Genomic DNA, 22,969 nt, shown 5'->3' on the forward strand with positions numbered 1-22,969 from the left:
CTCTCGGCCGCGACCGAGCGCCGCAGCGCGGCGCCGTCGCGGCGCATCCGCTCCAGTGCGCCGCGGCGCACGCGGCGCCGGCTCAGGAGCAGCCTTCGACGTAATCGACCTGCGGCGGCTGGCCGATCCGCCAGGCGGCGACCTTGCCGGCGGCATCGGTCTCGAACACCAGCGCGCCGGCGCCTTCGCTCACGCGCAGATTCTTGGCGCCTTGCACGTATTTGTGCGGCTGTTCTTCGATCCGGCCCGGGTACAGGGCGCGGATCTGCTCCGCGCTCATGCCGCGGCGGCCGCCGCCGGGCGCGGTTTCCTTGTCGTTGCCGACGTCGACCCGGACGAACTTGCCGTGCTCGAACATCAGGCCGAATTCGGCCGCGTTCTTGGCCCATCGCGGCCGCAGGTAGTAGCAGCCGCCGTCGGCCGCGGCCTCGCCTTCGAGTTCGCCGCCCCAGGCCTGGCGGGCCTGCTCGGCGCTCATGCCGAAGCGCAGATCGCCGTAGCCGTCGAAACGGGCCAGGGCGTCGGCCGGCGCGGGCGCAGGCGTCGGCATGGGCGCCGTGGCCGGCGGCACGTCCTCGGCCGGCTGATCGGCGCTGGCCGCGGGCGGCGCGGGCGCGGGTGCGGCCTCGCGCTGGCAGGCGCTCAGGCCGAGCGCGAGCAACACCGCGCAGGCCAGGCTGGGAACGGACGCGGACGACACCAATTTCATCGGCAAGGCTCCTGCGCGCACGGCGCTTGCGAAGGCCGCTGCAGCCTAGCCCGGCGGCGTGAATGCAATGCGAAAGACGCCGACGCGAGCCGCGGCGTCATTCGCGTATCCCGGCAGGAGCGGCCTCCTGCGAAGAATTCCTCGGTCGTCCGCCGCGAGCGCCGAAGCGGCGATACCGCCGCGGCGCGCTCGATCAGCCCGCGACGAAATGCTTGCGCAACCCCGCCCAGCAAGCCTGGTAGTCGCGCTGCCGGTGCGCCGCCTCGAACGCCTGCCGGGTCGGCCGGATCACCGCGCGGGTCTCGAACATGAAGGCCATGGTGTCGACGATCACGTGCGGCTGCGACAGATCCGCGGCCGAGGCCTTCTCGAAGGTCTGCGCGTCCGGGCCGTGGCCGGTCATGCAGTTGTGCAGCGAAGCGCCGCCGGCGGCGAAGCCGTCGGCCTTGGCGTCGTAGACGCCGTGGATCAGGCCCATGAACTCGCTGGCGATGTTGCGGTGGAACCACGGCGGACGGAAGGTGTCCTGGGCCACCAGCCAGCGCGGCGGGAAGATCACGAAGTCCAGGTTGCTGGTGCCGGCGGTGTCGCTGGGCGAATGCAGGACCAGGAAGATCGACGGATCGGGATGGTCGAAGCTGATCGAGCCGATGGTGTTGAAGTGGCGCAGGTCGTAGCGGTACGGCGCGTAGTTGCCGTGCCAGCCGACCACGTCCAGCGGCGAGTGGTCGATCGGCGCGCGCCACAGGTGGCCCTGGAACTTGGCGATCAGTTCGAACTCGCCCTCCAGGTCCTCGAAGGCCGCGTTCGGGGTTTCGAAATCGCGCGGGTTGGCCAGGCCGTTGCTGCCGATCGGACCCAGGTCGGGCAGGCGCAGCAGGGCGCCGAAGTTCTCGCACACGTAGCCGCGCGAGGCGCCGTCGGGCAGGCTCACCGCGAAGCGCACGCCGCGCGGGATCACCGCGATCTGCTGCGGCTCGACCTCGACCACGCCCAGTTCGGTGGCGATATGCAGCCGGCCTTGCTGCGGCACGATCAGCAGCTCGGCGTCGGCGTCGTAGAAATAACGCCCGCGCATGTCGCGGTTGGCGGCGTACAGGTGGATGCCGACGCCGGTCTGCGCCGCCGGGCCGCCGTTGCCGGCCATGGTATAGAGCCCGTCGAGGAAGTCGGTCGGCGCCTGCGGCAGCGGCAGCGGGTTCCAGCGCAGCTGCTCCGGGCTCACCGCGCCGTCGCCGAAGTCGTTGTGGAACGCCGGCTGTGCGTAGGGCGAGAACGGGCCGTGCATGGCCGCGGGGCGGATGCGATACAACCAGCTGCGCCGATTGGCGTGGCGCGGCGCGGTGAAGGCGGTACCGGTCAGCTGCTCGGCGTACAGGCCGTGGGCCACGCGCTGCGGCGAGTTGCGCCCCAGCGGCAGGGTGCCGGCGATCGCCTCGCTGGCGAACTCGTTGCCGAAACCGGTTTGGTAGCCATTGCTGATCGGTGCCATGGGTCGCTTCGCTCGCTGCGCTCGCAGCCGTGGAAAGAATCGGGGTCGAGTACCGGGTAAACCGTGCCGAGGCCCGCGCGGCGGCGTCAAGCGGCCCTAGCGGGCGCCGTGCGCGCGGGTCGCCGCGCCTTGCCGCGCGCCGATCCGGCGCGCCGGCGCAAGCCCGGCGATTACAGCACGCCGCGCTTGATCTGGTCGCGCTCGATGCTCTCGAACAGGGCCTGGAAGTTGCCTTCGCCGAAGCCTTCGTTGCCCTTGCGCTGGATGATCTCGAAGAAGATCGGCCCGATCGCGTTCTGGGTGAAGATCTGCAGCAGCTTGCGCTGATGGGTCTCCGGGTCGGCGTCGATCAGGATCTTGTTCTTGGCCAGGCGCGGCACGTCCTCGCCGTGGTTGGGCACGCGCTGGTCGATCACCTCGAAATAGGTGTCCGGGGTGTCGAGGAACTCCACGCCCTGGGCGCGCATCGCCTCGACGGTGTCGTAGATGTTGTCGGTGAAGCAGGCGATGTGCTGGATGCCCTCGCCCTTGTAAGCGTCCAGGTACTCGTTGATCTGCGACTTGGGGTCGCTGGATTCGTTGAGCGGGATGCGCACGATGCCGTCCGGCGCGGTCATCGCCTTGGACACCAGGCCGGTCTTGGCGCCCTTGATGTCGAAGTAGCGGATCTCGCGGAAGTTGAACAGCCGCTCGTAATAGTCCGACCACTTCTGCATGTTGCCGAAGTACAGGTTGTGGGTCAGATGGTCGATGAAGGTCAGGCCGAACCCGGTCGGGTTCTGCTCGGCGCCCGGGATCGGCTCGTAGTCGGCGTAGGGGTCGCCCTTGGCGCCGTAGCGGTCGACCAGGTACAGCATGCAGTCGCCGATGCCCTTGACCACCGGCGCGTCGATCGCGCGGCTGTCGGCGCGCTCGGTCACCGCTTCGCCGCCGTTGCCGAGCACGGTGTCGTAGACCAGTTGGGCCGGCTTCTGGAACCGGATCGCGAAGCCGCAGGCGCAGGGGCCGTGGGCGTCGGCGAAGGCCGAGGCGAAGCTGTCGGGGGTTTCGTTGACCAGGAAGTTCACCCCGCCCTGGCGGTAGACCGTGATCGGGCGCGACTTGTGGCGCAGCACCGCGCTGAAGCCGAGGCGGCGGAAGTAGTCGTGCAGGCGCTCGCCCTGGCCCTGGGGGGCGGCGAACTCGACGAACTCGAACCCGTCGATGCCGAGCGGGTTGTCGAAGGTGGTGACCTGCATGCCGAGGTTGGGCTGCGCATTCATGGCATTGTTCTCAGGTGGCGGCCGGGTCCGCTGCGGACGGCCTTGGCTAAGGGGTCGTTATAGTTTCACATGAAACCATAAGCAAGGCACAGTGCAGCATGAATCGACCACCGTCCCAGTCCGAATCGCCAGACCCTGAACAGCGCAGCGGCGCCTCCGCCCGCCGTGGCCCGCCCCCGCGCCATGCCGAGCTGGATCTGGACCACTTCCTGCCCTACCGGCTCTCGGTGCTGTCCAACCGGGTCAGCAGCGCCATCGCCCGGGTCTATTCCGAGCGCTTCGCCCTCAGCGTGACCGAATGGCGGGTCATGGCCGTGCTCGGCCGCTTCCCCGGCCTGTCGGCCAACGAGGTCGCCCAGCGCACGGCGATGGACAAGGTCGCGGTCAGCCGCGCCGTGGCCCGCCTGATCGACGCCGGCCGGTTGGAGCGCGAGACCCACGACGACGACCGCCGCCGCTCGGTGCTGCAGCTGTCGGCGGACGGCTACAAGATCTACGACGAGGTCGCGCCGATGGCGCTGGTCTTCGAGCAGCGCCTGCTGGCCGGGATCGAAACCGCCGAGCGCGAGGCCCTGTTCCGCCTGCTCGACCGCCTGGACGAGCTGGAGATCCAGGCCGAGGCGGAGTTGGCGGCGTTGGGACGCTGAGCTGGGACTCGGGACTCGGGACTCGGGAGAGCATAGGCCCGGCGGCGTGCCCGCTGATGTAGGAGCGGCGTGAGCCGCGACAACCGAAGCGGTGGAATACCACGCCGCCATCCCGAAGCAGGGCGCGCTTCAGGAGGGAAAACCGTTTACCCGGGCTGCGGCCGTTGCGCTTGCGCACGTCGCTTCGGCTGTCGCGGCTCACGCCGCTCCTACAAGGGGCGACGCGCCGGTCGGGTGGGCAAACGAAAAAGGCGACGGCCGCGGCCGTCGCCTTTTCGGATCGCTGGGCAAGGCCGCGACGCCCGACGGGCGCCGCAGCCGCGCAGACGCTTACTTCACCCCGTGCATCAGCTTCTGCACCAGCGGCGCGACCAGGAACAGCAGCGCGCCGGCGCCGACCAGAGCCCAGAAGCCGAAGGTGTAGCCGCCCAGCGCCGAGGTCGTGGTCATGCCGCCTTCGCCGCTGACGTGGCCGGCGAAGATGCCCGACAGGTTGTTGCCGATGCCGGTCGACAGGAACCAGCCGCCCATGCCGAAGCCGACCAGGCGCACCGGCGCCAGCTTGGTCACCATCGACAGGCCGATCGGCGACAGGCACAGCTCGCCGATCGATTGGATCCAGTACACCGCGAACAGGGTCCAGAACGGGATCTTGCCGTTGTCCAGCAGGCTGCCCAGGGCGAACATCAGCAGCAGGAAGGCCAGGCCGTTGAAGATCAGGCCGAGGCTGAACTTGCGCGGGATCGACGGGTTGGCCCGGCCCATCGCCACCCAGATCCAGGCGATCAGCGGCGCCAGGGTGATGATCGCGACCGAATTGACCGACTGGAACCAGGCGGTCGGGAACACGCGCTCGCCGCTCAGGGTGTAGACCAGGTCCGCCATCGCGCCGGAGAAGATGTCGCGGTCGACGATCTTGTCGGCGAGGAAGGTGAACGAGCTGCCGGCCTGCTCGAAGAACATCCAGAACAGGATGTTGAAGGTGAAGATGATCAGCATCGCGATCACCTTGTCGCGCTGCACCGCGCCTTCGCGGAAGCCTTCGACCAGCAGCAGGCCGCACAGGCCCAGGAACATCGCGGTCAGCACGCCCTGCAGCGCGCCGGCGCCCATCGCCAGCAGGAAGTAGACGATCGGAATCGCGACCAGCGCGCCGAGGAACACGTACAGCACCTTGCGGCGGTCGCCCTGGTCCTGCGGCGGACGGCCGATGCCCTGCAGGCCGGCGCGGCCGATCCAGAACCAGACCAGGCTGATCAGCATGCCGACGCCGGCGGAGATGAAGACGATCTTGTAGTCCGGCATCGATTCGCTGCCGAAGATCTTCTGCGCCAGGTACTGGGTCAGCAGCGGCGCCAGCATCGCGCCGAGGTTGATGCCCATGTAGAAAATGGTGAAGCCCGAGTCGCGGCGTTCGTCGCCGACCGCGTAGAGCTTGCCGACCATGGTCGAGATGTTCGGCTTGAACAGGCCGTTGCCGCAGATGATCGTGGCCAGGCCGAGCTTGAAGATCTGCTCGTTCGGCAAGGCGATCATGAACAAGCCCGCGGACATGATCACCGCGCCGAGCAGGATCGAGCGCTGATAGCCGAGTACGCGGTCGGCGACGTACCCGCCGAAGATCGCCGCGGCATAGACCAGGGCCAGGTAGGCGCCGTAGATGCGGTTGGCCGACGCTTCGCCGGCGGCGTCGCCGCCATGGAACTGGTGGACGATGTACAGCACGAGCGCCCAGCGGATGCCGTAGAAGGCGAAGCGCTCCCAGAACTCGGTCATGAACAGCATCCACAGGGGCTTGGGATGCCCGAGTCGCTGCTGGAATTCCGGAATGGGCGCCTGGCCCGAGGTGGTTGTAGCGGCTCCGCTCATGCGGTGTCCCCTGTCGTGTGGAAACTGAATAAAAATCCCACGCCGACGGCACGGGCCGGGGAGATTTACCGGCCCGGGGCGGTCCCGTCAAACCTTAGTCGTAGGCGGCGTGCCGTGTTGCGCCGCAACAAACGCCCGCATCCGGGCCTGAACGGGGGAGATTTTTGCGCCATCGGGCGGCTGAAAGTTCGCCGTTCGGGGCCTGGGCCCCGGGCGAACGTCGGCGATCGGCCGCGCAATTGTCGGGCCTGATGCGGTCGCCGGCCGCTCGCGCGCGGCGACCGGCGCGGTCCGGACCGGACCGCCCCGCCCGGCTTCGCCCGCCGGGCGGGTCGCGGCCGCGAACTGCGGCTGCGGTCCGCGGCGGCGCGGCCGGGCTCAGTAGCCCTCGCCGCGCTCCGGACCGGCGCCGATGGTGGTGCGGACCTCGAACAGCTCGGGGAAGAAGGTCAGCTCCAGCGCCTGCTTGAGGAAGCCGACCCCGCTGGAGCCGCCGGTGCCGCGCTTGAAGCCGATGATGCGCATGACCGTGCGCATGTGGCGGAAGCGCCACAGCTGGAACTGGGTCTCCAGGTCGACCAGGTCCTCGCACAGGGCGTACTCGCGCCAATAGCGGTCGGTGTTCTCGTAGATGCGCTCGAACACCGGCTGCAGGGCGCGGTCGCTGACGTGCGGCCGGCGCCAGTCGCGCTGCAGGTGCTCGGCCGGAATCTCGTGGCCGAAACGGGCCAGGTACATCAGGAACTCGTCGTACAGGCTGGGCGCGGCCAGCGCCTGCTCCAGGGTCGCCTGGCCCTGCGGGTCGTAGGCGAACACCCGCAACATGGCCTCGTTCTTGTTGCCGAGCATGAATTCGATGGTGCGGTACTGCAGCGACTGGAAGCCCGAGGACGGGCCCAGGGTCTCGCGGAAGCCCATGTACTCCGACGGGGTCAGCGTCTCCAGCACGGACCATTGCTCGGTCAGCTGGCGCAGCGCCTGCTTGCAGCGCGCCAGTACCTTCTGGCACTGCCAGACCTGGTCGCGGCGCAGGTGCTCCAGCGCGGCGGTCAGCTCGTGCACGATCAGCTTCATCCACAGCTCCGACACCTGGTGCTGGATGATGAAGAGCATCTCGTCGTGGTGCGGCGGGTCCGACATCCCGCGCTGCGCCGACAAAAGCTTGTCCAACTGCAGATAGCCGCCGTAGGTGATGCGTCCGTGCAGGTCGGTATGGATACCGCTTTCCAGTTCGCGCTGGTTCTTTTCGACGGACATACGGCGGGGCTCGCGGCAGGGGCGCAAAGCGTAGCGCAAACCCAGCCGCGGCAGGGCCCGGCGCGCGCAACGCCGGCATCGCGCGGGCGCAACGGTCGCGGCCGGTGCGACGCCTGAATCGGATAATGAGCAGGCCTGCCCAGCACCTCCCGCAGGCGCACTCTCAAGGGGAATCCATGCACGAATTCGCAAGCCGCGCCCTCGCGGCCGGCATCGCTATGGCTTTGGCCGGCGCGGCCGAAGCACAGGTGGTCATCTCGCAAGTCTACGGCGGCGCCGGCCAGAGCGGCGCGCGCTACAACGCCGACTTCGTCGAACTGCACAACAACGGCAACGCGCCGGTCGACCTCGCCGGCTGGAGCCTGCACTACGCGCCGGTCAACGGCGCCGGCGCCTGGCAGCGCACGCCGCTGAGCGGCGTCATCGCGCCCGGCGGCTATTTCCTGATCCGCCAGCGGGTTTCGCTCGGCTCCACTCCGGTCGCCGCGTACGACCTCAGCGGCAGCGTGTCCCTGAACCAGATCAACGGCAAGCTGGCCCTGGTCAATCACGCCAATTCGATCACCGTCGCCTGCCCGACCGGTTCGATCGACTTCGTCGGCTACGGCAGCATCGACTGCGCCGAAGGCTCGGCGCCGGCGTCCTCCGCCGGACTGGGCAGCGCGCAGTTGCGCAAGGACGGCGGTTGCGCCGACAGCCAGGTCAACGCCGCCGACTTCGCCCTCGGTTCGGCGCTGCCGCGCAGCCGCAGCTCGGCCATCCGCCTGTGTCCGTCGGGCCCGCCGCCGCGCCTGAGCGCGCTCGACGTCGCCCAGGCCGAAGGCCAGGACGGCATCGCGCCCTTGCTGTTCAAGCTCAAGCTCGACCGCCCCGCCGGCGCCGGCGGCGTGGCCTGGAGCGCCTTCAGCAACGGCCAGGGCACGGCGCGTGCGGACGAGGACTACCTGCCGATCGATCTGCGCGGCACCATCCCCGCCGGCCAGAGCGAAGCCAGCTTCGCCCTGCCGGTCAAGGGCGACGCGCTGATCGAACCCGACGAAACCGTGGCCCTGCAGATCAAGGTCCATTCCGGCGCGGTCACCGCCAACGGCGACTATCTCAACCTCAAGGCCACCATCGTCAACGACGATCCGCAGCAGCCGCCGCCGCAGCTGTCGTTGCACCCGGTCGCGCTGAAGGAAGGCGATGCCGACATCGCGCCGTTCCCGCTCGAGCTGCGCCTGGATCGTCCCGCCGACGGCAACGGCGTGCGGGTGCGGGTGAGTTCGAGCGACGGCGGCACCGCCAGCGCGAACGAGGATTACCTGCCGTTCGACTACGAAGCGGCGATCGGTCCGGGCCAGGACCGCGTCCATGTCAGCTTCGGCGTGCGCGGCGACATCCGCTACGAAGGCGACGAAACGGTCAAGATCAAAGCGCAGATCCTGTCCGGCGCGATCGGCGAAGGCGGCAGCCTCGTGCTGGAAGGCGTCAGCACGATTCTCGACGACGATCTGCGGGTGGTGCCGATCGCGGCGGTGCAAGGGCCCGGCGCGGTCTCGCCGCTGCGCGGCGAGTTCGTCGCGGTCGAAGGCATCGTCACCGCACTGGGCGAGGACGGCTTCTACCTGCAGAGCGAAGAGTTCGAAAGCGACGGCGATCCGAACACCTCGCAGGGCCTGTTCGTGCAGACCGGCGGGCGTCCCGATCCGCAATGGCGCGGCTTGCGCGTGCGCGTGGGCGGCACGGTGGCGGAACTGTCCGACGGCGGCGCCCATCCCTTGCGCGGCACCATGACCGCGATCGCCGGCTCGCCGGCCATCGTCCCGCTGACCACCGCGCCGCGGCCGCTGCCGCCGGCGCCGTTGCTGCCCTGGCATCCGATTCTCGGCGCGCCGGATTACGAAGCCTTCGAGGGCATGCGCGTGGGCTTGCCCGAGGTGCGCGTGGTCGGTCCGACCGGCGGCAGCTTCGATACCGCGCAGGAACGCACCCGCAGCGACGGCCGCTTCCATGTCGCGATCGGACCCTACGATCAGCCGGCGCCGATGCGCGAGCCGGGCACGCGCTATGCGCCGATCTTCCACGGCCAGGCGCAGGACTGGCTGCCGCGTTGGGACGGCAATCCCGAAGTGATCGGCGTCGACAGCGACGCCGACGGCCATGCGCCTGTCGATCTAGGCGTCGGTGCGCGCGTCGACGGCGTGATCGGTCCGCTGGACCAGCGCAGCGGCCGCCATACCGTGATCCTGCAGCGCGAGGCGCAACTGATCGTGCGCGAATCGCCGCCGGCGCCGCCGCGCATCGAGGAGGGCGATCCGCAGCAACGCCAGACCAATGTGGTCAGCTACGACCTGAGCGATTTCTACGACGAGTACAGCCCGCCCGGCTCCGCCCAGCCGGCGACCCCGGGGCATGCCGTGGAACTGCGCCTGGGTAAGATTTCGCGCAGCCTGCGCGAGAATCTGCTGATGCCGGACCTGGTCGCGGTCGCCGGCATCGAGAACGAGCCCCTGCTGCAGCGGCTGGCCGAGCGGATCAATCGCGATGCGGTCGCCTTCGGCCGTCCCGACCCGCAGTACCGCGCCATCGCCCTGCCCAACGTCGATCCGTTCAAGCCGCAGATCGGCTTCCTCGCCCGCAGCGAGCAAGTCGGTCAGTGGGGTTCGCGGGTGGTGGTCGAGCGCATCGCTCAGATCGGCCGAGACGTGCAATTGCCGAGCAACGGCGGCCCGCCGGCGATGCTGTTCGACCAGCCGCCGTTGACCATCGACGCCTCCACTCACTCCATCGACGGCCATCGTTTCCGCCAGCGCCTGTTGCTGGTGCAACTGGCGCCGATGGCCGGCAGCGAAGCCGACACCCCGGAGGCCGAACGCCAGCGCGACCGTCGCCACCTGCAGGCAGAGTTCATCGCCGAGTGGGTGAGGCAGCAGCAGAGCGATCCGGAAGCGCCGCCGTTGCTGGTGCTGGGCAAGTTCGACGCGCACGGCTTCAACGACGGTCTGGCCGATCCCGTGGGCACCCTGATCGGTCGGCCGACCGAGGGCGTGAGCACGATGGTGCTGCACGACGGCATCGACCGTTTCGACCCGGACCTGCTCAAGCTGAGCGCGACCGAGCCCGAAGCCGAACGCTACTCCTCGATCGACGAAGGCAGCCGCCAGGAACTGCAGCACGCCTTCGCCGACGAGCGCCTGATCGGCGCCACCGACCGGATCGAGGTCCAGCGCCTGCGCAGCAATGCCGGCTACCCGGCGGTGCTGCGCGACGACGGCGGCGTGGCGATGCGCGCCGGCGACGTCGACCCGCTGCATCTGCGGCTGGTGCCGCGCACCTACGCGGACTTGCGGGTCTGGGCCGGCGCCTCGCATGGCGAATCCCGGTTGGAGGCCGGACGCCCGCTGGAACTGTCGGTGTCGGTCGACAACCAGGGCCCGGACTGGGCGCGCCAAGTCGGCCTCGGCCTGGCCCTGTCCGGCGCCTGGCCGGACCTGGAGGTCAGCGCGGTCATGCCGGGCTGGCGCTGCGAAGCGCCGACGATCGTGGGCGATCGCACCAGCGTGGCCTGCACCGGCGAGCTGGTCGACAGCACCGGCCACCAAAGCCACTGGTTCCACCTGCGCAGCGCCACCGACGCGGCCATGGCCGGGCGCACGGTCGAGCTTGCGGCCTCGGTGACCTCCTCGTCCGCCGATCCGGACCCGGCCAACAACGCCGCCCAGGCGGCGCTGACGATCGTCGCTCCCGGCACGCCCCAGCCCTGAGCCCTGTTCAGGCCTGAACCGCGGTACCGCCCCCCGGCTCCGGCCGGGGGGCTTCGCCGACGGACGGCGTAGACCGTGTCGGGCCGAACCGGGCCTGGTCCAGAGGCGCCGGTCGGCCGGGCCGATGCGGTTCGCGACGGCCGTCGAAAAAACCCGGCGGCGGCGTCATCCCGGTGCAACGCCAAGAAGTGAGCATTAGGGCACAATCCACCCCGTCTGTCCGGGGGGATCCAGGCGTTCACATGGGGAGAAACATGGATAAGTGCTTCAGCCGCCTTTCGGCGGCATTGTTGTTGGCTTTGGCCTCGGCTGGATCGGCCCACGCCCAAGTCGTCATCAGTCAGGTCTACGGCGGCGGCGGCAATTCCGGCGCCACGCTCAAGAGCGATTTCATCGAGCTGCACAACAACGGCAGCGACCCGGTCGACCTGACCGGCTGGAGCGTGCAGTACGCCTCCAGCACCGGTTCGAACTGGTCGCGCACGCCGCTGACCGGCACCATCGCGCCGGGCGGCTATTACCTGATCAAGCAGGCCGACGGCAGCGGCGGCACGGTCGCGCTGCCGACGCCGGACGCGACCGGCACCCTGGCCATGGCCGGCGGCGCCGGCAAGGTCGCCCTGGTCAACCACAACAACGCGCTGAGCGGCGCCTGTCCGCTCGGCAGCGTCGACTTCGTCGGCTACGGCAGCGGTACCAACTGCGCCGAAGGCAGCCAGCCCACCGCCACGCTCAGCGCCATCCTCGCCGCGCTGCGCGCCGGCAACGGCTGCACCGACACCGACGTCAACGGCGCCGACTTCGCCACCGCGCCGGCCGCGCCGCGCAACAGCGCCAGCGCCGCGTTCTCGTGCGCCGGCGCCAACCTGCCGGTGCTGAGCATCGGCGATGTGCTGCGGCTGGAAAACGCCGGCGAATTCGTCTTCACCGTGACCCTGTCCGAACCGGCTCCGGCCGGCGGCGTCAGCGTGCGCTACGCCACCGCCGACGGCAGCGCCACCGCCGCGGGCGATTACAACGTCGCCACCGGCACCGTCACCATCGCCGAAGGCCAGACCAGCGCCACGGTCGCGGTGCAGGTCAACGACGACGGCGAGACCGAAGCCGACGAGACTTTCTTCGTCCGCCTCAGCGCCCCCGTCGGCGCCCGCCTCGGCGACGCCGAAGCGATCGGCACCATCGTCACCGACGACGTCGAGCTGACCGCGATCCACGCCATCCAGGGCAACGGCCCGACCTCGCCGCTGGTCGGCCAGCGCGTCTACACCTCCGGCATCGTCACCGGCCGCAAGAGCAACGGCTTCTTCCTGCAGACGCCGGACGACGCGATCGACGCCGATCCGGCCACCTCCGAAGCGGTGTTCGTGTTCACCGGCAGCCCGGTTCCGGCCGCGGCCGCGGTCGGCAACACCGTGCGCGCCAGCGGCCAGGTGATCGAGTACATCCCCGCCGCCGATCCGGGCCAGCTGCCGCTGACCGAGCTGGGCAACGGCGTACAGGTGGTGCTGCTGTCGCAGCCGCCGGTGATCGGCCCGAACACCCTGCCGCAGGCGGTCGCGCTGAGCGCCGCCCTGCCCTCGCCGGACGGCGGCCTCGACCAGCTCGAGCGCTATGAGGGCATGCGGGTGGTCATCCCCAGCGCCACCGTGGTCTCGCCGACCCAGGGCTCGAAGAACGAAACCAACGCCACCGGCAGCGGCAACGGCATCTTCAACGTGGTCGTCACCGGCCTGCCGCGTCCGTTCCGCGAACCGGGCATCCAGGCGCCGGACGCCGCGCCGGGCGGCGGCAGCATTCCGCCGATCCCGCGCTGGGACTTCAACCCCGAGCTGATTACCGTCGACAGCGACGCGCTCGGCGGCACGCCGTTCAACCTGTCGACCGGCGCGGTCATCACCGACCTCACAGGCCCGCTGGACTACGGCTTCCGCCGCTACACCATCCTGCGCGATCCGGCCGCCCTGTCGACCATCGCCCAGGGCATGCAGCCGGTCGCCTCGCGCCTGCCGCTGCCGTGGGAGTTCACCATCGCCGCCTACAACGTCGAGCGCTTCTTCGACGCGGTCAACGACCCGGCGATCGGCGAACCGGTGCTGACCCCGGACGCCTACGCGCGCCGCCTGGGCAAGGTCTCGCAGGGCATCTCCTACCTGCAGCAGCCCGACATCCTGGGCCTGATCGAAGTCGAGAACCTGACCGCGCTGCAGGACATCGCCGCGCGCGTCAACGCCGATGCGGTCGCCGCCGGCAAGCCCGATCCGAAGTACGTCGCCCACCTGCTGGAAGGCAACGACATCGGCGGCATCGACGTCGGCTTCCTGCTCAAGACCGCCGAGCTCGGCGGTCAGGCCCGGGTCGAAGTGCAGGCGGTGACCCAGGTCGGCAAGGACGCGACCTGGACCCAGCCCGACGGCAGCACCGGCCAGCTCAACGACCGTCCGCCGCTGATGCTGCAGGCGATCGTGCACGGCAACGGCGGCCGCAGCTTCCCGATCACGGTGATCCTGGTCCACCAGCGCTCGCTGATCGACAGCGAACTCGACGACGCCGCCGGCCACCGGGTGCGCATGAAGCGCCAGGCCCAGGCCGAGTTCCTGGCCCGCTTCATCCAGCAGCGCCAGGTCGCCGATCCGGCCGAACGCATCGTCACCCTCGGCGACTTCAACGCGTTCGAGTTCAACGACGGCCTGACCGACGTGATCAACACCGTGGTCGGCACGCCGACGCCGGACGACCAGACCGCGGTGCCGGGCGACGGCGCCGACCTGGTCGAGCCCAACCTGGTCAAGCTCGGCGATCTGGAAACCCCGGATCAGCGCTACAGCTACACCTTCGGCGGCAGCGCCCAGACCATCGACCACGTGCTCGCCAACCAGGCCCTGGTCGGCGCCGCGGCCGGGCTCGCGCTCGACCATGCGCGGATCAACGCCGACTTCCCGGAGATCAACCGCAGCTTGGCCGATTCGCCGTCGCGCCTGTCCGACCACGACCCGGTCGTCGCCTACGTCGACGCGCGCCGGCGCGCGGACCTGGCGGTGATCGCCTCGACGTCGACCGCTTCGGTGCGGATCGGCCGCCCGGTGCAGTTCAGCGCGACGCTGAACAACGCCGGTCCGGAACAGGCCGACTACCCGGGCATCGGTTTCGCGATCAACGCCGAATTGCCGGCGCTGAACGTGACCGCTCCGGCCGGTTGGAACTGCGACACCCCGCAGGTGAGCGCCGGTTCGACCCACGTCGCCTGCAACCGCGATGTCCTGGGCAACGGTGAAGGCGCGACCTTCGCCCTGTCGGCGGACGCGACCGAAGCGATGATCGGCAAGACCACCACCCTGGCCGTCGCCGCGCAGGCGCAGTCGTTCGATCCGAACGGCGGCAACGACCAGGCCCTGGTCAACGTGGAAGTGACCGCGCGCGCCGACCTGGCGATCGACGTCGACGGCCCGCGCGTGCTGCGCGGCGGCCAGAACGGCGCGTTCTCGGTCGCCCTGCGCAATCGCGGCGGCGACGTCGCGGTGCTGCCGAGCGTGACCCTGTACGGCGATGCGCCGGCGGGCAACGTCTCGATCGCCGCGCCGTCGGGCTGGAACTGCACGGTCGCGCCGCAAGGCGGCGGCTTCGAAGCCACTTGCGAAGGCGCCCGTCTGGCCGCCGGCGCGAGCCAGCGCTTCGACTTCGCCATCGTCGCGCCGCGTCCGGGCCTGTTCGACCGCCGACTGCTGCTGACCGGCCTGGCCGCGTCGGCGGTGGAAGATCCGAATCCGTTCAACGATTTCGACTTCCACTTGGTGCAACTGGCCGGCCGCTGGTGGTAATTCGCCGGCGCGGAGCCGGGCGTTCGCGCCCGGTTCCGCGCCGCAGCGCAGACCCGCCGACGACATCGTGCGACCCAAGCGCGGCTCCGGCCGCGCTTTTTTTTGCCGCGACGCGCGGCGCGCGTCCGGACCGCGGCGCAGCGAAACCCGACCGACGGCGCGTTCGCCGCGTGCCGCCAAGCCCGAATCCATACCGGGCCGTCCTGACCTTATCTGGCGTCTAGCGCGTTCCGGCGAAACTTGCATGCCGCAGCGCGCAACGGCGCTTAACGCGCCTTTGGGTATCATCCGCGCCATGACGCAGCGCCCGCCAGCGGGCGCCGCGGCTTTAGCCCGGCCCGGAATTCCCGCCCCGACGCGCGGAATCCGGACCCAGCCAGTCTGAAGCTGACCAGCGCGCCCGGCACTGGATCCGGGACCGGAACGATTCGGACCTCATCCCTTTTCCGTGAGGACCTTCCCCGATGACCGTCGCCGCGACGTTCGAAATCGAATACCTCCAATATCTCGGCGCCGACGGCCAGCCCGTCGCCGAGATTCCGGCCCCGTTCAAGGACGCCAACACCCTGCTGCCGCTGTTCAAGCAGATGCTGTTCGTGCGCACCTTCGACAGCAAGGCCATCGCCCTGCAGCGCACCGGCAAGCTTGGCACCTACGCCGCCTGCCTCGGCCACGAGGCCACCCACGTCGGTATCGGCGCCTCGATGCTGCCCGACGACGTGTTCGCGCCGAGCTACCGCGAGTACGGCGCGCAGTTCATGCGCGGCGTGCAGCCGCGCGAAGTGCTGCTGTACTGGGGCGGCGACGAACGCGGCAACGACTTCGCCGGTCCGCGCCACGACTTCGCCTGGTCGGTGCCGATCTCGACCCAATGCCTGCACGCCGCCGGCGCCGCGCTCGCGTTCAAGCTGCGCAAGCAAAAGAATCTCGCGGTCGCCTGCTGCGGCGACGGCGGTTCGTCCAAGACCGACTTCTACGCCGCGCTGAATTCGGCCGGCGCTTACCAGCTGCCGCTGATCCTGTGCGTGATCAACAACGGCTGGGCGATCTCGGTGCCGCGTTCGGCCCAGACCGGCGCCAAGACCCTGGCCCAGAAGGGCCTGGCCGGCGGCCTGCACTGCCTGCAGGTGGACGGCAACGACCTGATCGCGGTGCTCGAAGGCATGCGCCGCGCGGCCGAGCTGGCGCGCAACGGCGGCGGCGGCAGCGTGATCGAGTTCATGACCTACCGCCTGCACGACCACACCACCGCCGACGACGCGCGCCGCTACCGCGACGATGCCGAGGTCAAGGACGCCTGGACCCGCGACCCGGTGCCGCGCCTGCGCGCCTACCTCACCGCCCAGGGCGTGTGGAACGAGGCGTTGGAGAAGGCCTGGGCCGAAGAGTGCGCGGCCAAGGTCGACGTCGAGATCAACGCCTACCTGGAAACCCCGGTGCAACCGGTCGAAGCCATGTTCGATTATCTGTACGCCGACATGCCGGCGGATGTGCAGGCGCAGCGCGCCGAAGTGCTCGCCCTGGAGGGCCGTCGATGAACGTCGCCAGCAAAGCCGCGGTCGATACCGCGCAGCCGGTCGCCACGCCGGCCGCGATCACCCTGATCGAAGCCATCACCCAGGCCCTGGCCTACGAGATGCGCCACGACGACAGCGTCCTGGTGCTGGGCGAGGACGTCGGCGTCAACGGCGGCGTGTTCCGCGCCACCGCCGGCCTGCAGCAGCAGTTCGGCCCCGAGCGCGTGCTCGACACGCCGCTGGACGAGACCACCATCGCCGGCCTCACCGTCGGCCTGGCCGCGCAGGGCATGAAGCCGATCGCCGAAGCCCAGTTCGACGGCTTCGTCTATCCGATGCTCGACCACATCATCTGCCACGCCGCGCGCTTCCGTCACCGCACCCGCGGCCGGCTGAGCTGCCCGATGGTGCTGCGCGTGCCGTGGGGCGGCGGCATCCGCGCGCCGGAGCACCACAGCGAGGCCAACGAGGCGCTGTTCACCAACGTGCCCGGCCTGCGCGTGGTGCTGCCGTCCTCGCCGGCGCGCGCCTACGGCCTGCTGCTGGCGGCGATCCGCGACCCGGATCCGGTCATCTTCATGGAACCCAAGCGCATCTACCGCCAGTACAAGGAAGTGGTCGCCGACGACGGCGAAGCGCTGCCGCTGGACGTGTGCTACGTGCTGCGCGACGGCAGCGACATCACCCTGGTCAGCTGGGGCGCGCAGGTCAAGGAAACCCTGGAAGCGGCCGACAAGCTGGCCGGCGAAGGGATCAGCGCCGAAGTCATCGACGTCGCCACGCTCAAGCCGCTGGACTTCGCCACCATCGCCGAATCGGTGGCCAAGACCGGCCGCTGCGTGATCGTGCACGAGGCGCCCAAGACCGCCGGCTTCGGCGCCGAGATCGCCGCGCGCCTGGCCGAGGAGTCGATGTACGACCTGTTGGCGCCGGTCGAGCGCGTCACCGGCTACGACACCCACATCCCGCTGTTCCGCCTGGAGATGAAGTACCTGCCCAGCGTCGACAAGATCGTCGCCGCGGCCAAGCGCGCGCTCGGCCACGCCTGACATGCGCGCGCTCGTCGTCGCCGGCTACCGCGCCCAGTACCACGACCCGATCGCGTTCGAGCGCGGCGCCACGGTGGGCCTGGGCGAACGCGACAGCGAGTGGCCGGCGTTCGTGTGGGCCACGCTCGACGACGGCCGCGCCGGCTGGGCGCCGCTGGACTGGCTGCGCCCGCTCGACCCCGCTGTCGATGGTGCGCTCCGCGCGCGGGCGCTGCGCGACTACGACGCGCGCGAGCTCGACGTCGAGGCCGGCCAGCGGCTGCGCCTGATCGAGGAGCTCGGCGGCTGGTGGTGGGCGCAACGCGAGGACGGCGCGCAGGGCTGGGTCCCGGCGCGCAACCTGGGAACGATCGACGACGGCGCCTGACCGCGCCGATGCCAAGGACGACGCCGGCCCGACCGCGTCGCCAACTTACTCAAGAGACCAACGAGTTATGAGCGATACCAAGACCTTCCTGCTTCCCGACCTCGGCGAAGGCCTGCCGGACGCGACCATCGTCGAATGGGCGGTCAAGGTCGGCGACACCGTCCGCCTCGACGACACCCTGGTGTCGATGGAGACCGCCAAGGCGGTGGTCGAAGTGCCGTCGCCGGTGTCCGGCAAGGTGCTCAAGCTCGCCGGCGGCCCCGGCGACGTGATCGTCACCGGCACCATGCTGGCCGAGTTCCAGATCGACCCCAACCTGCCGCAGCGCGCCGACGGCCAAGATACGGGACATCACCACGGCGGCGGTCATGCGCCGGCGCCGCAAGCGCAAGCCGCTTCCGCCGAACCCGCCGCCGCGCCGGCCGAGGCCGAAGCCGCCGAGCGCGCCGACAGCGGCACCGTGGTCGGGGCGATGCAGTCCTCCGACGCGGTGCGCAGCGAACAGGCGGTCGCGGTCGGCGGGGTCAAGGCGATGCCGGCGGTGCGAGCGCTGGCGCGCAAGCTCGGCGTCGACCTGAGCCGGGTGCGCGCCACCGGCGCCGACGGCACGGTCAGCATGGACGACGTCAAGCGCGCCGGCGCCGACGGCTCGGCCAAGATCGGTTCCGCCCCGTCCGCAGCGGTCGCGCCGCGCGCCGCCGCGGTCGCGCAAGCGCCGGCCGCCGCGCCCGCGCGCAGCACCCTGTCGCAATCGGGCCGGCCGATGCGCACTCAGCCGCCGAGCGTGGCCGCGACCGGCCAGCCCGAACAGCTCAAGGGCGTGCGCCGCAACATGGCCCGGGTCATGGCCGATGCGCACAGCAAGGTCGTGCCGACCACCCTCGCCGACGACGCCGACATCCATGCCTGGGCGCCGGGCAACGACATCACCGGCCGCCTGGTGCGGGCGATCGTGACCGCGTGCAAGGCGGTGCCGGCGCTCAACGCCTGGTTCGACGGCGACAAGCTCACCCGCACCCTGCACCCGCAGGTCGACATCGGCATCGCCGTGGACACCGACGACGGCCTGTTCGTGCCGGCGCTGCGCAATGCCGACGTGCTCGACGCCAACGGCGTGCGCGCGGCGATCAACCGCCTGCGTCAGCAGGTCGAAGACCGCAGCATCCCGGCCTCGGAACTGACCGGCTACACCATCTCGCTGTCCAACTTCGGCATGTTCGCCGGCCGCTACGCGACCCCGGTGGTGGTGCCGCCGACCGTGGCCATCGTCGCCGCCGGCAAGGGCCGCCACCAGATGACCCCGGTGATGGGCGGCTTCGAGTCGCACAAGGTCATCCCGTTGTCGCTGACCTTCGACCACCGCGCCTGCACCGGCGGCGAGGCCGCGCGCTTCCTCAAGGCGATGATCGACGACCTGGCGCGGCCGAACTGAGCCCGCCGCTGCGGCGCGCCACGGCGCGTCGCCTCCTGCCGACGCCGCCTTCGGGCGGCGTCGGCGTTTCTGCGCGGCGGCGGCCCGCCCCGCGGCCGCCGCCGCAATGGCGTCTCCAGCGCGGTTGCGACCGCGATCCCGATCACGCTCGGCGCGTTCGCGGCGTCCAGGAATAAAAAATTCCCTAAAGTTACAGGCCAGGAATCGCGCTAGCGTCGGCGCGCAATCCCGCTGCCGGCCGCGTCCCGCGCCGGTTCCGCCCGTCCGCCTCATCGTCCCTCGAGAGGTTTTCCGATGATCCGTTCCCTGCGTCCGATCCTGACCGGGCTGTCGCTGGCCGCGTTCGGCCTGGCCCTGCCCGCCGCCCACGCCGCCCGCCCGGCGTTCCAGATGCCGTTCCCCTGCGGCCAGACCTGGTACGGCGACACCTATCCCGGCCACGGCCTGCGCTATGCGGTCGACCTCAACCACAAGCCGCGTCCGCTCAGCGACGCCGACCTCGGCTCGACCGTGGTCGCCTCGGCCAAGGGCGTCGCCCACACCTACAACCCGCACCAGGGCACCGGCTACGGCAAGCTGGTGGTGATCGACCACGGCGGCGGCTGGCAGACCTACTACGCCCACCTCAACAGCATCTCGGTCGCCAACGGCGCCAGCGTCGAGCAGGGCCAGAAGATCGGCACGCTCGGCAAGACCACCCGCCCCGGCAACAGCATCTCGGCGCATCTGCACTACGAGCAGCGGCTCAACGGCGACGACCAGAAGATCGTCTGGAACGGTTCGACGATCGTGTACGACCAGTACGAAGTCGCCTACAAGAGCCGCAACGCCTGCAGCGGCGGCGGCGGCCACGCCGGCACCGTGCGCACCAGCGGTACGCCGCTGAACGTGCGCTCGGGTCCGGGCACCGGCTACAGCATCGTCGGTTCGCTGGCCAACGGCGCCGCCGTCACCATCCGCTGCCAGAAGACCGGCGAGTCGGTGACCGGCACTTACGGCACCAGCAACCTGTGGAACAACGTCGGCGCCAGCGGCAGCAACCGCTATATTCCCGACGCCTACACTTACACCGGCTCCGACGGCCGGGTCGCGCCGGATTGCTGATCGCGCCGGGCCCGTCGCAGCGAACGGAGCGTCCATGAGTCCACGCGGGTTCGGATTCGCCCTGCTCGCCGCCTTGGCGGCAGGCGTCTGCATAGGCCGCCTGCTGCTGCGCGACGACGCTGGTGCGGCCGCCACCGTCGCCGCGACGCCGGCGGCCGCAACGCCGCGCTCCGCTCGCGCCGCCCAGGCGCCGTCGTTCGCGACGGCGTCTGCCGCGGCGCGCGGCGGCCACGACCTCGATCGGGCGATCCGCCGCGCCGCGCAGGACCCGGCCCACCTGCGCGAACTGCTGCGCGACTACGCCTTCGCCTCCGAACCCGACCGCCGCGGCGCACTGCTCGCGGTGTTGCAAGGCGTGGCCAACGACCAGGTCCTGGAGTTCGGCCGCCAATTGGCCGGCAATGCCGACCCGGCCGTTCGCGGCCAAGGCTATGCCCTGCTGCGCGCGTTTCCGCTCGACCGCGAACAAGCGCGCGCGGTCGTCGCCGAGGGCTTGCGGCGCGAAACCGACCCGGCCCTGCTGGCCGAGTTGCTCGCCGGCCTGGAGCCGGCGGTGATCGCCGACGAAGACGCCGCGCCCTTGCTCGAACGTGCCGTCGCCCTGACCCGCCACGCCGATCCGTCAGTGCGCGCCAGCGCGGTAGAGCAATCCGCGCGCTGGAACCGGCGCGACGACAGCGCCGCCCTGCTGGAGCGCGCCCTGCTCGACCCCGCGCCGGAAGTACGCGCCGCCGCGGTAACCGGCGTCGAGGCCTCCGGCGCGCGTTCGCCGCGTCTGCGCGACGCCTTGCTCGACTTGGCCAGCGACGCGAACGCGCAAGCGCCGTTGCGGCGCAGCGCCTGGTTCGCGCTGCAGCGCTTCGCCCTGGGGCGGGAGGAGTACGCCTTGTACCGCCAGGCCGATGCCGAGATCGCCGCCGCCGAGGCCGGGCACGACGCGAACGCGATGCGGCACTGAGCGCAGCGCACGCCCGGCACTTCCCGCGCCGCCGCCGGCGCGGCACTCTGGCCCTCCCCTAACGCAGCGGAGCAGCGTCATGGCCCATCGCAGCCGACTGGCCGGATTCATCATCGACTGCCAAACCGGCGAGATCGACCAGGCCGCCGAGTTCTGGAGCCGGGCGCTGGGCCTGGCCCGGGTCGACGAAGCCTACGACGACGACGGCGCGCAGTACGCCCCGCTGGCCGAAGGCCCGGCCGGCCTCAACATCGAAGTGCAGATGGTCGAGCATCCCTCGCGCGTGCACCTGGACATCGAGAGCGACGATATCGACGCCGAGGCCGCGCGCCTGGAAGCGCTCGGCGCCACCCGCATCGGCTTCGTCAAGCGCTGGTGGGTGATGCAGGCGCCGACCGGGCACCGGTTCTGCGTCGTGCGCATGAAGCATCCCGAGCGCGGCCCCGCGCCCACTCTCTGGGATTGAGCCGTCCGGTCCGGGCGCGCGAGTCGCGCGCTCAACCCTCGTCCACCGCCAGCCGGTCGCGGCCTTGCGCCTTGGCCAGGTACAGCGCGCGGTCGGCGCGGTCGAACACTTGCTCGGGGCGCTCGCGCGAGGGATCGCCGCCGGCGACGCCGATCGACACGGTCAACGGAAACGGCAGCGACGCGCGCGCCAGGCGCTGGCGGATGCGCTCGCCGACTTCGGTCGCGGTCGCCAGGTGGGTGCCCGGCAACACCACCAGGAACTCTTCGCCGCCGAACCGCACCGCCACGTCGCCGTCGCGGATCGAGGCAGCGACCGCGTCGCCGACCGCGCGCAGGGCGCGGTCGCCGAGCAGATGGCCGTGGCGGTCGTTGACCTGCTTGAAGTGGTCGACGTCGATCAGCAACAGGGTATAGGCGGCGCTGCGCAACTGCGACATCGCGTCCTCGCTGCCGAGCAACTGGGTCAGGGCGGAACGGTTGAGCAGGCCGGTCAGTGCGTCGTGGCTGGCGCTGTGCTGGAGCAGTTCGTTGCGCCGCATCAGGTCGGCCTGGGCCGATTCCAGTTCGCGCGCGAAGGCCTCGCGCTCGGACAGCAGCCGGCGCTGCTCGATCGCGTAGCGGCGCAGTTCGAACAGGTGCTGGACCTGGCGCGCGATCACCGCCAGCCCGTCGCGCTGCGCGCTGCGCAATTCGTGCGGTACGTGGTCGAGCACGCACAGAGTGCCTAGCGCGTAGCCGTCCGGGCTCATCAACGGCGCGCCGACGTAGAAGCGCAAGGGCCGGCCGTCCAGCTTGAGGCCGAGCCCGGCGAAGCGCGGGTCCTGCGCGGTGTCGGGTATCAACAACAGGCGATCGGGCTCGGCGTCGGCGATCAACTGGCTGCAGATGCTCTGCGAGCGCACCCGCTCGGTCTCGCCGAACCCGTGGCGCGCCTTGTACCAGATCCGGCCGTTGTCGACCAAGGCGATCGCCGCCGCCGGCGCGTCGCACAGCGTCGCCGCCAGCCGGACCAGATCGTCGTAGGCCGCCTCCGGCACGCTGTCGAGCAGTTCGTAGCCTTCCAGCGCCGTTTGCCGGGCCGCCTCGTCGTGCGGCTCGGGCAACAGCGGAAACGGGCTGGGGCGCAGCGGCACGATGGGCATCGGTGGGCCGGACCGGGCTTTCGTTGCGACCAGCCTAAATCCGCACCGATTCATGCCCCGTGACGAATCCGTCCGCCGGATTGCGACCGGGTCGCCAGTCCGGCTCAGCCGCAGCTGCGATTCGGGCCGGCGCCC

16 protein-coding genes are annotated in these 22,969 nt (G+C 70.5%); 10 read left to right on the forward strand and 6 right to left on the reverse strand.

The features are described from left to right. Window positions 1–82: 82 nt before the first annotated feature. The 3 genes from AC3A57_RS18440 to hppD form a co-directional block, all read right to left on the reverse strand. Window positions 83–709 carry a lectin gene (locus tag AC3A57_RS18440; RefSeq protein WP_487580249.1) on the reverse strand — a complete coding sequence of 209 codons (627 nt, stop codon included), beginning with the start codon at window positions 707–709 and terminating at the stop codon, window positions 83–85. Window positions 710–902: 193 nt separating this feature from the next. Further along, window positions 903–2,201 (reverse strand): homogentisate 1,2-dioxygenase, encoded by a 1,299-nt coding sequence (hmgA, locus tag AC3A57_RS18445; RefSeq protein WP_487580250.1) that lies wholly within the window; start codon window positions 2,199–2,201, stop codon window positions 903–905. A gap of 170 nt (window positions 2,202–2,371) precedes the next feature. Then, window positions 2,372–3,463 carry a 4-hydroxyphenylpyruvate dioxygenase gene (gene hppD / locus AC3A57_RS18450; RefSeq protein ID WP_487580251.1) on the reverse strand — a complete coding sequence of 364 codons (1,092 nt, stop codon included), beginning with the start codon at window positions 3,461–3,463 and terminating at the stop codon, window positions 2,372–2,374. Window positions 3,464–3,561: 98 nt separating this feature from the next. Here hppD and AC3A57_RS18455 point away from each other — a divergent pair, with 98 nt between their 5' ends. Further along, on the forward strand, window positions 3,562–4,110 hold the full coding sequence (locus AC3A57_RS18455) for a MarR family winged helix-turn-helix transcriptional regulator (RefSeq protein WP_487580252.1): 549 nt from the start codon (window positions 3,562–3,564) through the stop codon (window positions 4,108–4,110). A 330-nt stretch (window positions 4,111–4,440) separates the two neighbouring features. Here the strand turns inward: AC3A57_RS18455 and AC3A57_RS18460 are convergent, their stop codons facing one another. Both AC3A57_RS18460 and AC3A57_RS18465 read right to left on the reverse strand, forming a co-directional pair. Beyond that, window positions 4,441–5,979: a peptide MFS transporter gene (locus AC3A57_RS18460; protein WP_487580253.1), complete on the reverse strand. Its 1,539-nt coding sequence runs from the start codon at window positions 5,977–5,979 to the stop codon at window positions 4,441–4,443. A 378-nt stretch (window positions 5,980–6,357) separates the two neighbouring features. After that, complete coding sequence (locus AC3A57_RS18465) at window positions 6,358–7,236, reverse strand: tryptophan 2,3-dioxygenase (protein ID WP_221669908.1); 879 nt, start codon at window positions 7,234–7,236, stop codon at window positions 6,358–6,360. A gap of 176 nt (window positions 7,237–7,412) precedes the next feature. Here AC3A57_RS18465 and AC3A57_RS18470 point away from each other — a divergent pair, with 176 nt between their 5' ends. The 9 genes from AC3A57_RS18470 (at window position 7,413) to AC3A57_RS18510 (ending at window position 21,690) form a co-directional block, all read left to right on the forward strand. After that, complete coding sequence (locus tag AC3A57_RS18470; RefSeq protein ID WP_487580254.1) at window positions 7,413–10,982, forward strand: lamin tail domain-containing protein; 3,570 nt, start codon at window positions 7,413–7,415, stop codon at window positions 10,980–10,982. A gap of 254 nt (window positions 10,983–11,236) precedes the next feature. Next, window positions 11,237–14,797, forward strand: a complete 3,561-nt coding sequence (locus AC3A57_RS18475) for a lamin tail domain-containing protein (RefSeq protein WP_487580255.1) — start codon at window positions 11,237–11,239, stop codon at window positions 14,795–14,797. A 464-nt stretch (window positions 14,798–15,261) separates the two neighbouring features. Then, on the forward strand, window positions 15,262–16,335 hold the full coding sequence (pdhA, locus tag AC3A57_RS18480) for a pyruvate dehydrogenase (acetyl-transferring) E1 component subunit alpha (protein ID WP_487580256.1): 1,074 nt from the start codon (window positions 15,262–15,264) through the stop codon (window positions 16,333–16,335). Then, the gene (locus tag AC3A57_RS18485) at window positions 16,332–17,363 is read left to right on the forward strand and encodes an alpha-ketoacid dehydrogenase subunit beta (protein ID WP_487580257.1); all 1,032 of its coding nucleotides are present in this window, start codon (window positions 16,332–16,334) and stop codon (window positions 17,361–17,363) included. The genes pdhA and AC3A57_RS18485 overlap by 4 nt, the downstream gene beginning before the upstream one ends. 1 nt (window position 17,364) lies before the next feature. After that, the gene (locus AC3A57_RS18490) at window positions 17,365–17,730 is read left to right on the forward strand and encodes an SH3 domain-containing protein (protein WP_487580258.1); all 366 of its coding nucleotides are present in this window, start codon (window positions 17,365–17,367) and stop codon (window positions 17,728–17,730) included. A 67-nt stretch (window positions 17,731–17,797) separates the two neighbouring features. Further along, on the forward strand, window positions 17,798–19,162 hold the full coding sequence (locus AC3A57_RS18495) for a dihydrolipoamide acetyltransferase family protein (RefSeq protein ID WP_487580259.1): 1,365 nt from the start codon (window positions 17,798–17,800) through the stop codon (window positions 19,160–19,162). Between the two features lie 294 nt (window positions 19,163–19,456). Continuing rightward, window positions 19,457–20,266 (forward strand): peptidoglycan DD-metalloendopeptidase family protein, encoded by an 810-nt coding sequence (locus tag AC3A57_RS18500; protein WP_487580260.1) that lies wholly within the window; start codon window positions 19,457–19,459, stop codon window positions 20,264–20,266. A gap of 34 nt (window positions 20,267–20,300) precedes the next feature. After that, entirely contained in the window at window positions 20,301–21,224 is a 924-nt protein-coding gene (locus tag AC3A57_RS18505; protein ID WP_487580261.1) for a HEAT repeat domain-containing protein, read from the forward strand. Between the two features lie 79 nt (window positions 21,225–21,303). After that, window positions 21,304–21,690 (forward strand): VOC family protein, encoded by a 387-nt coding sequence (locus AC3A57_RS18510; protein WP_221669917.1) that lies wholly within the window; start codon window positions 21,304–21,306, stop codon window positions 21,688–21,690. Between the two features lie 31 nt (window positions 21,691–21,721). Here AC3A57_RS18510 and AC3A57_RS18515 read toward each other — a convergent pair whose 3' ends face one another. Further along, the gene (locus tag AC3A57_RS18515; protein ID WP_487580262.1) at window positions 21,722–22,834 is read right to left on the reverse strand and encodes a GGDEF domain-containing protein; all 1,113 of its coding nucleotides are present in this window, start codon (window positions 22,832–22,834) and stop codon (window positions 21,722–21,724) included. Window positions 22,835–22,969 lie beyond the last annotated feature (135 nt).

Source organism: Lysobacter sp. Soil_C_15, assembly GCF_057657315.1.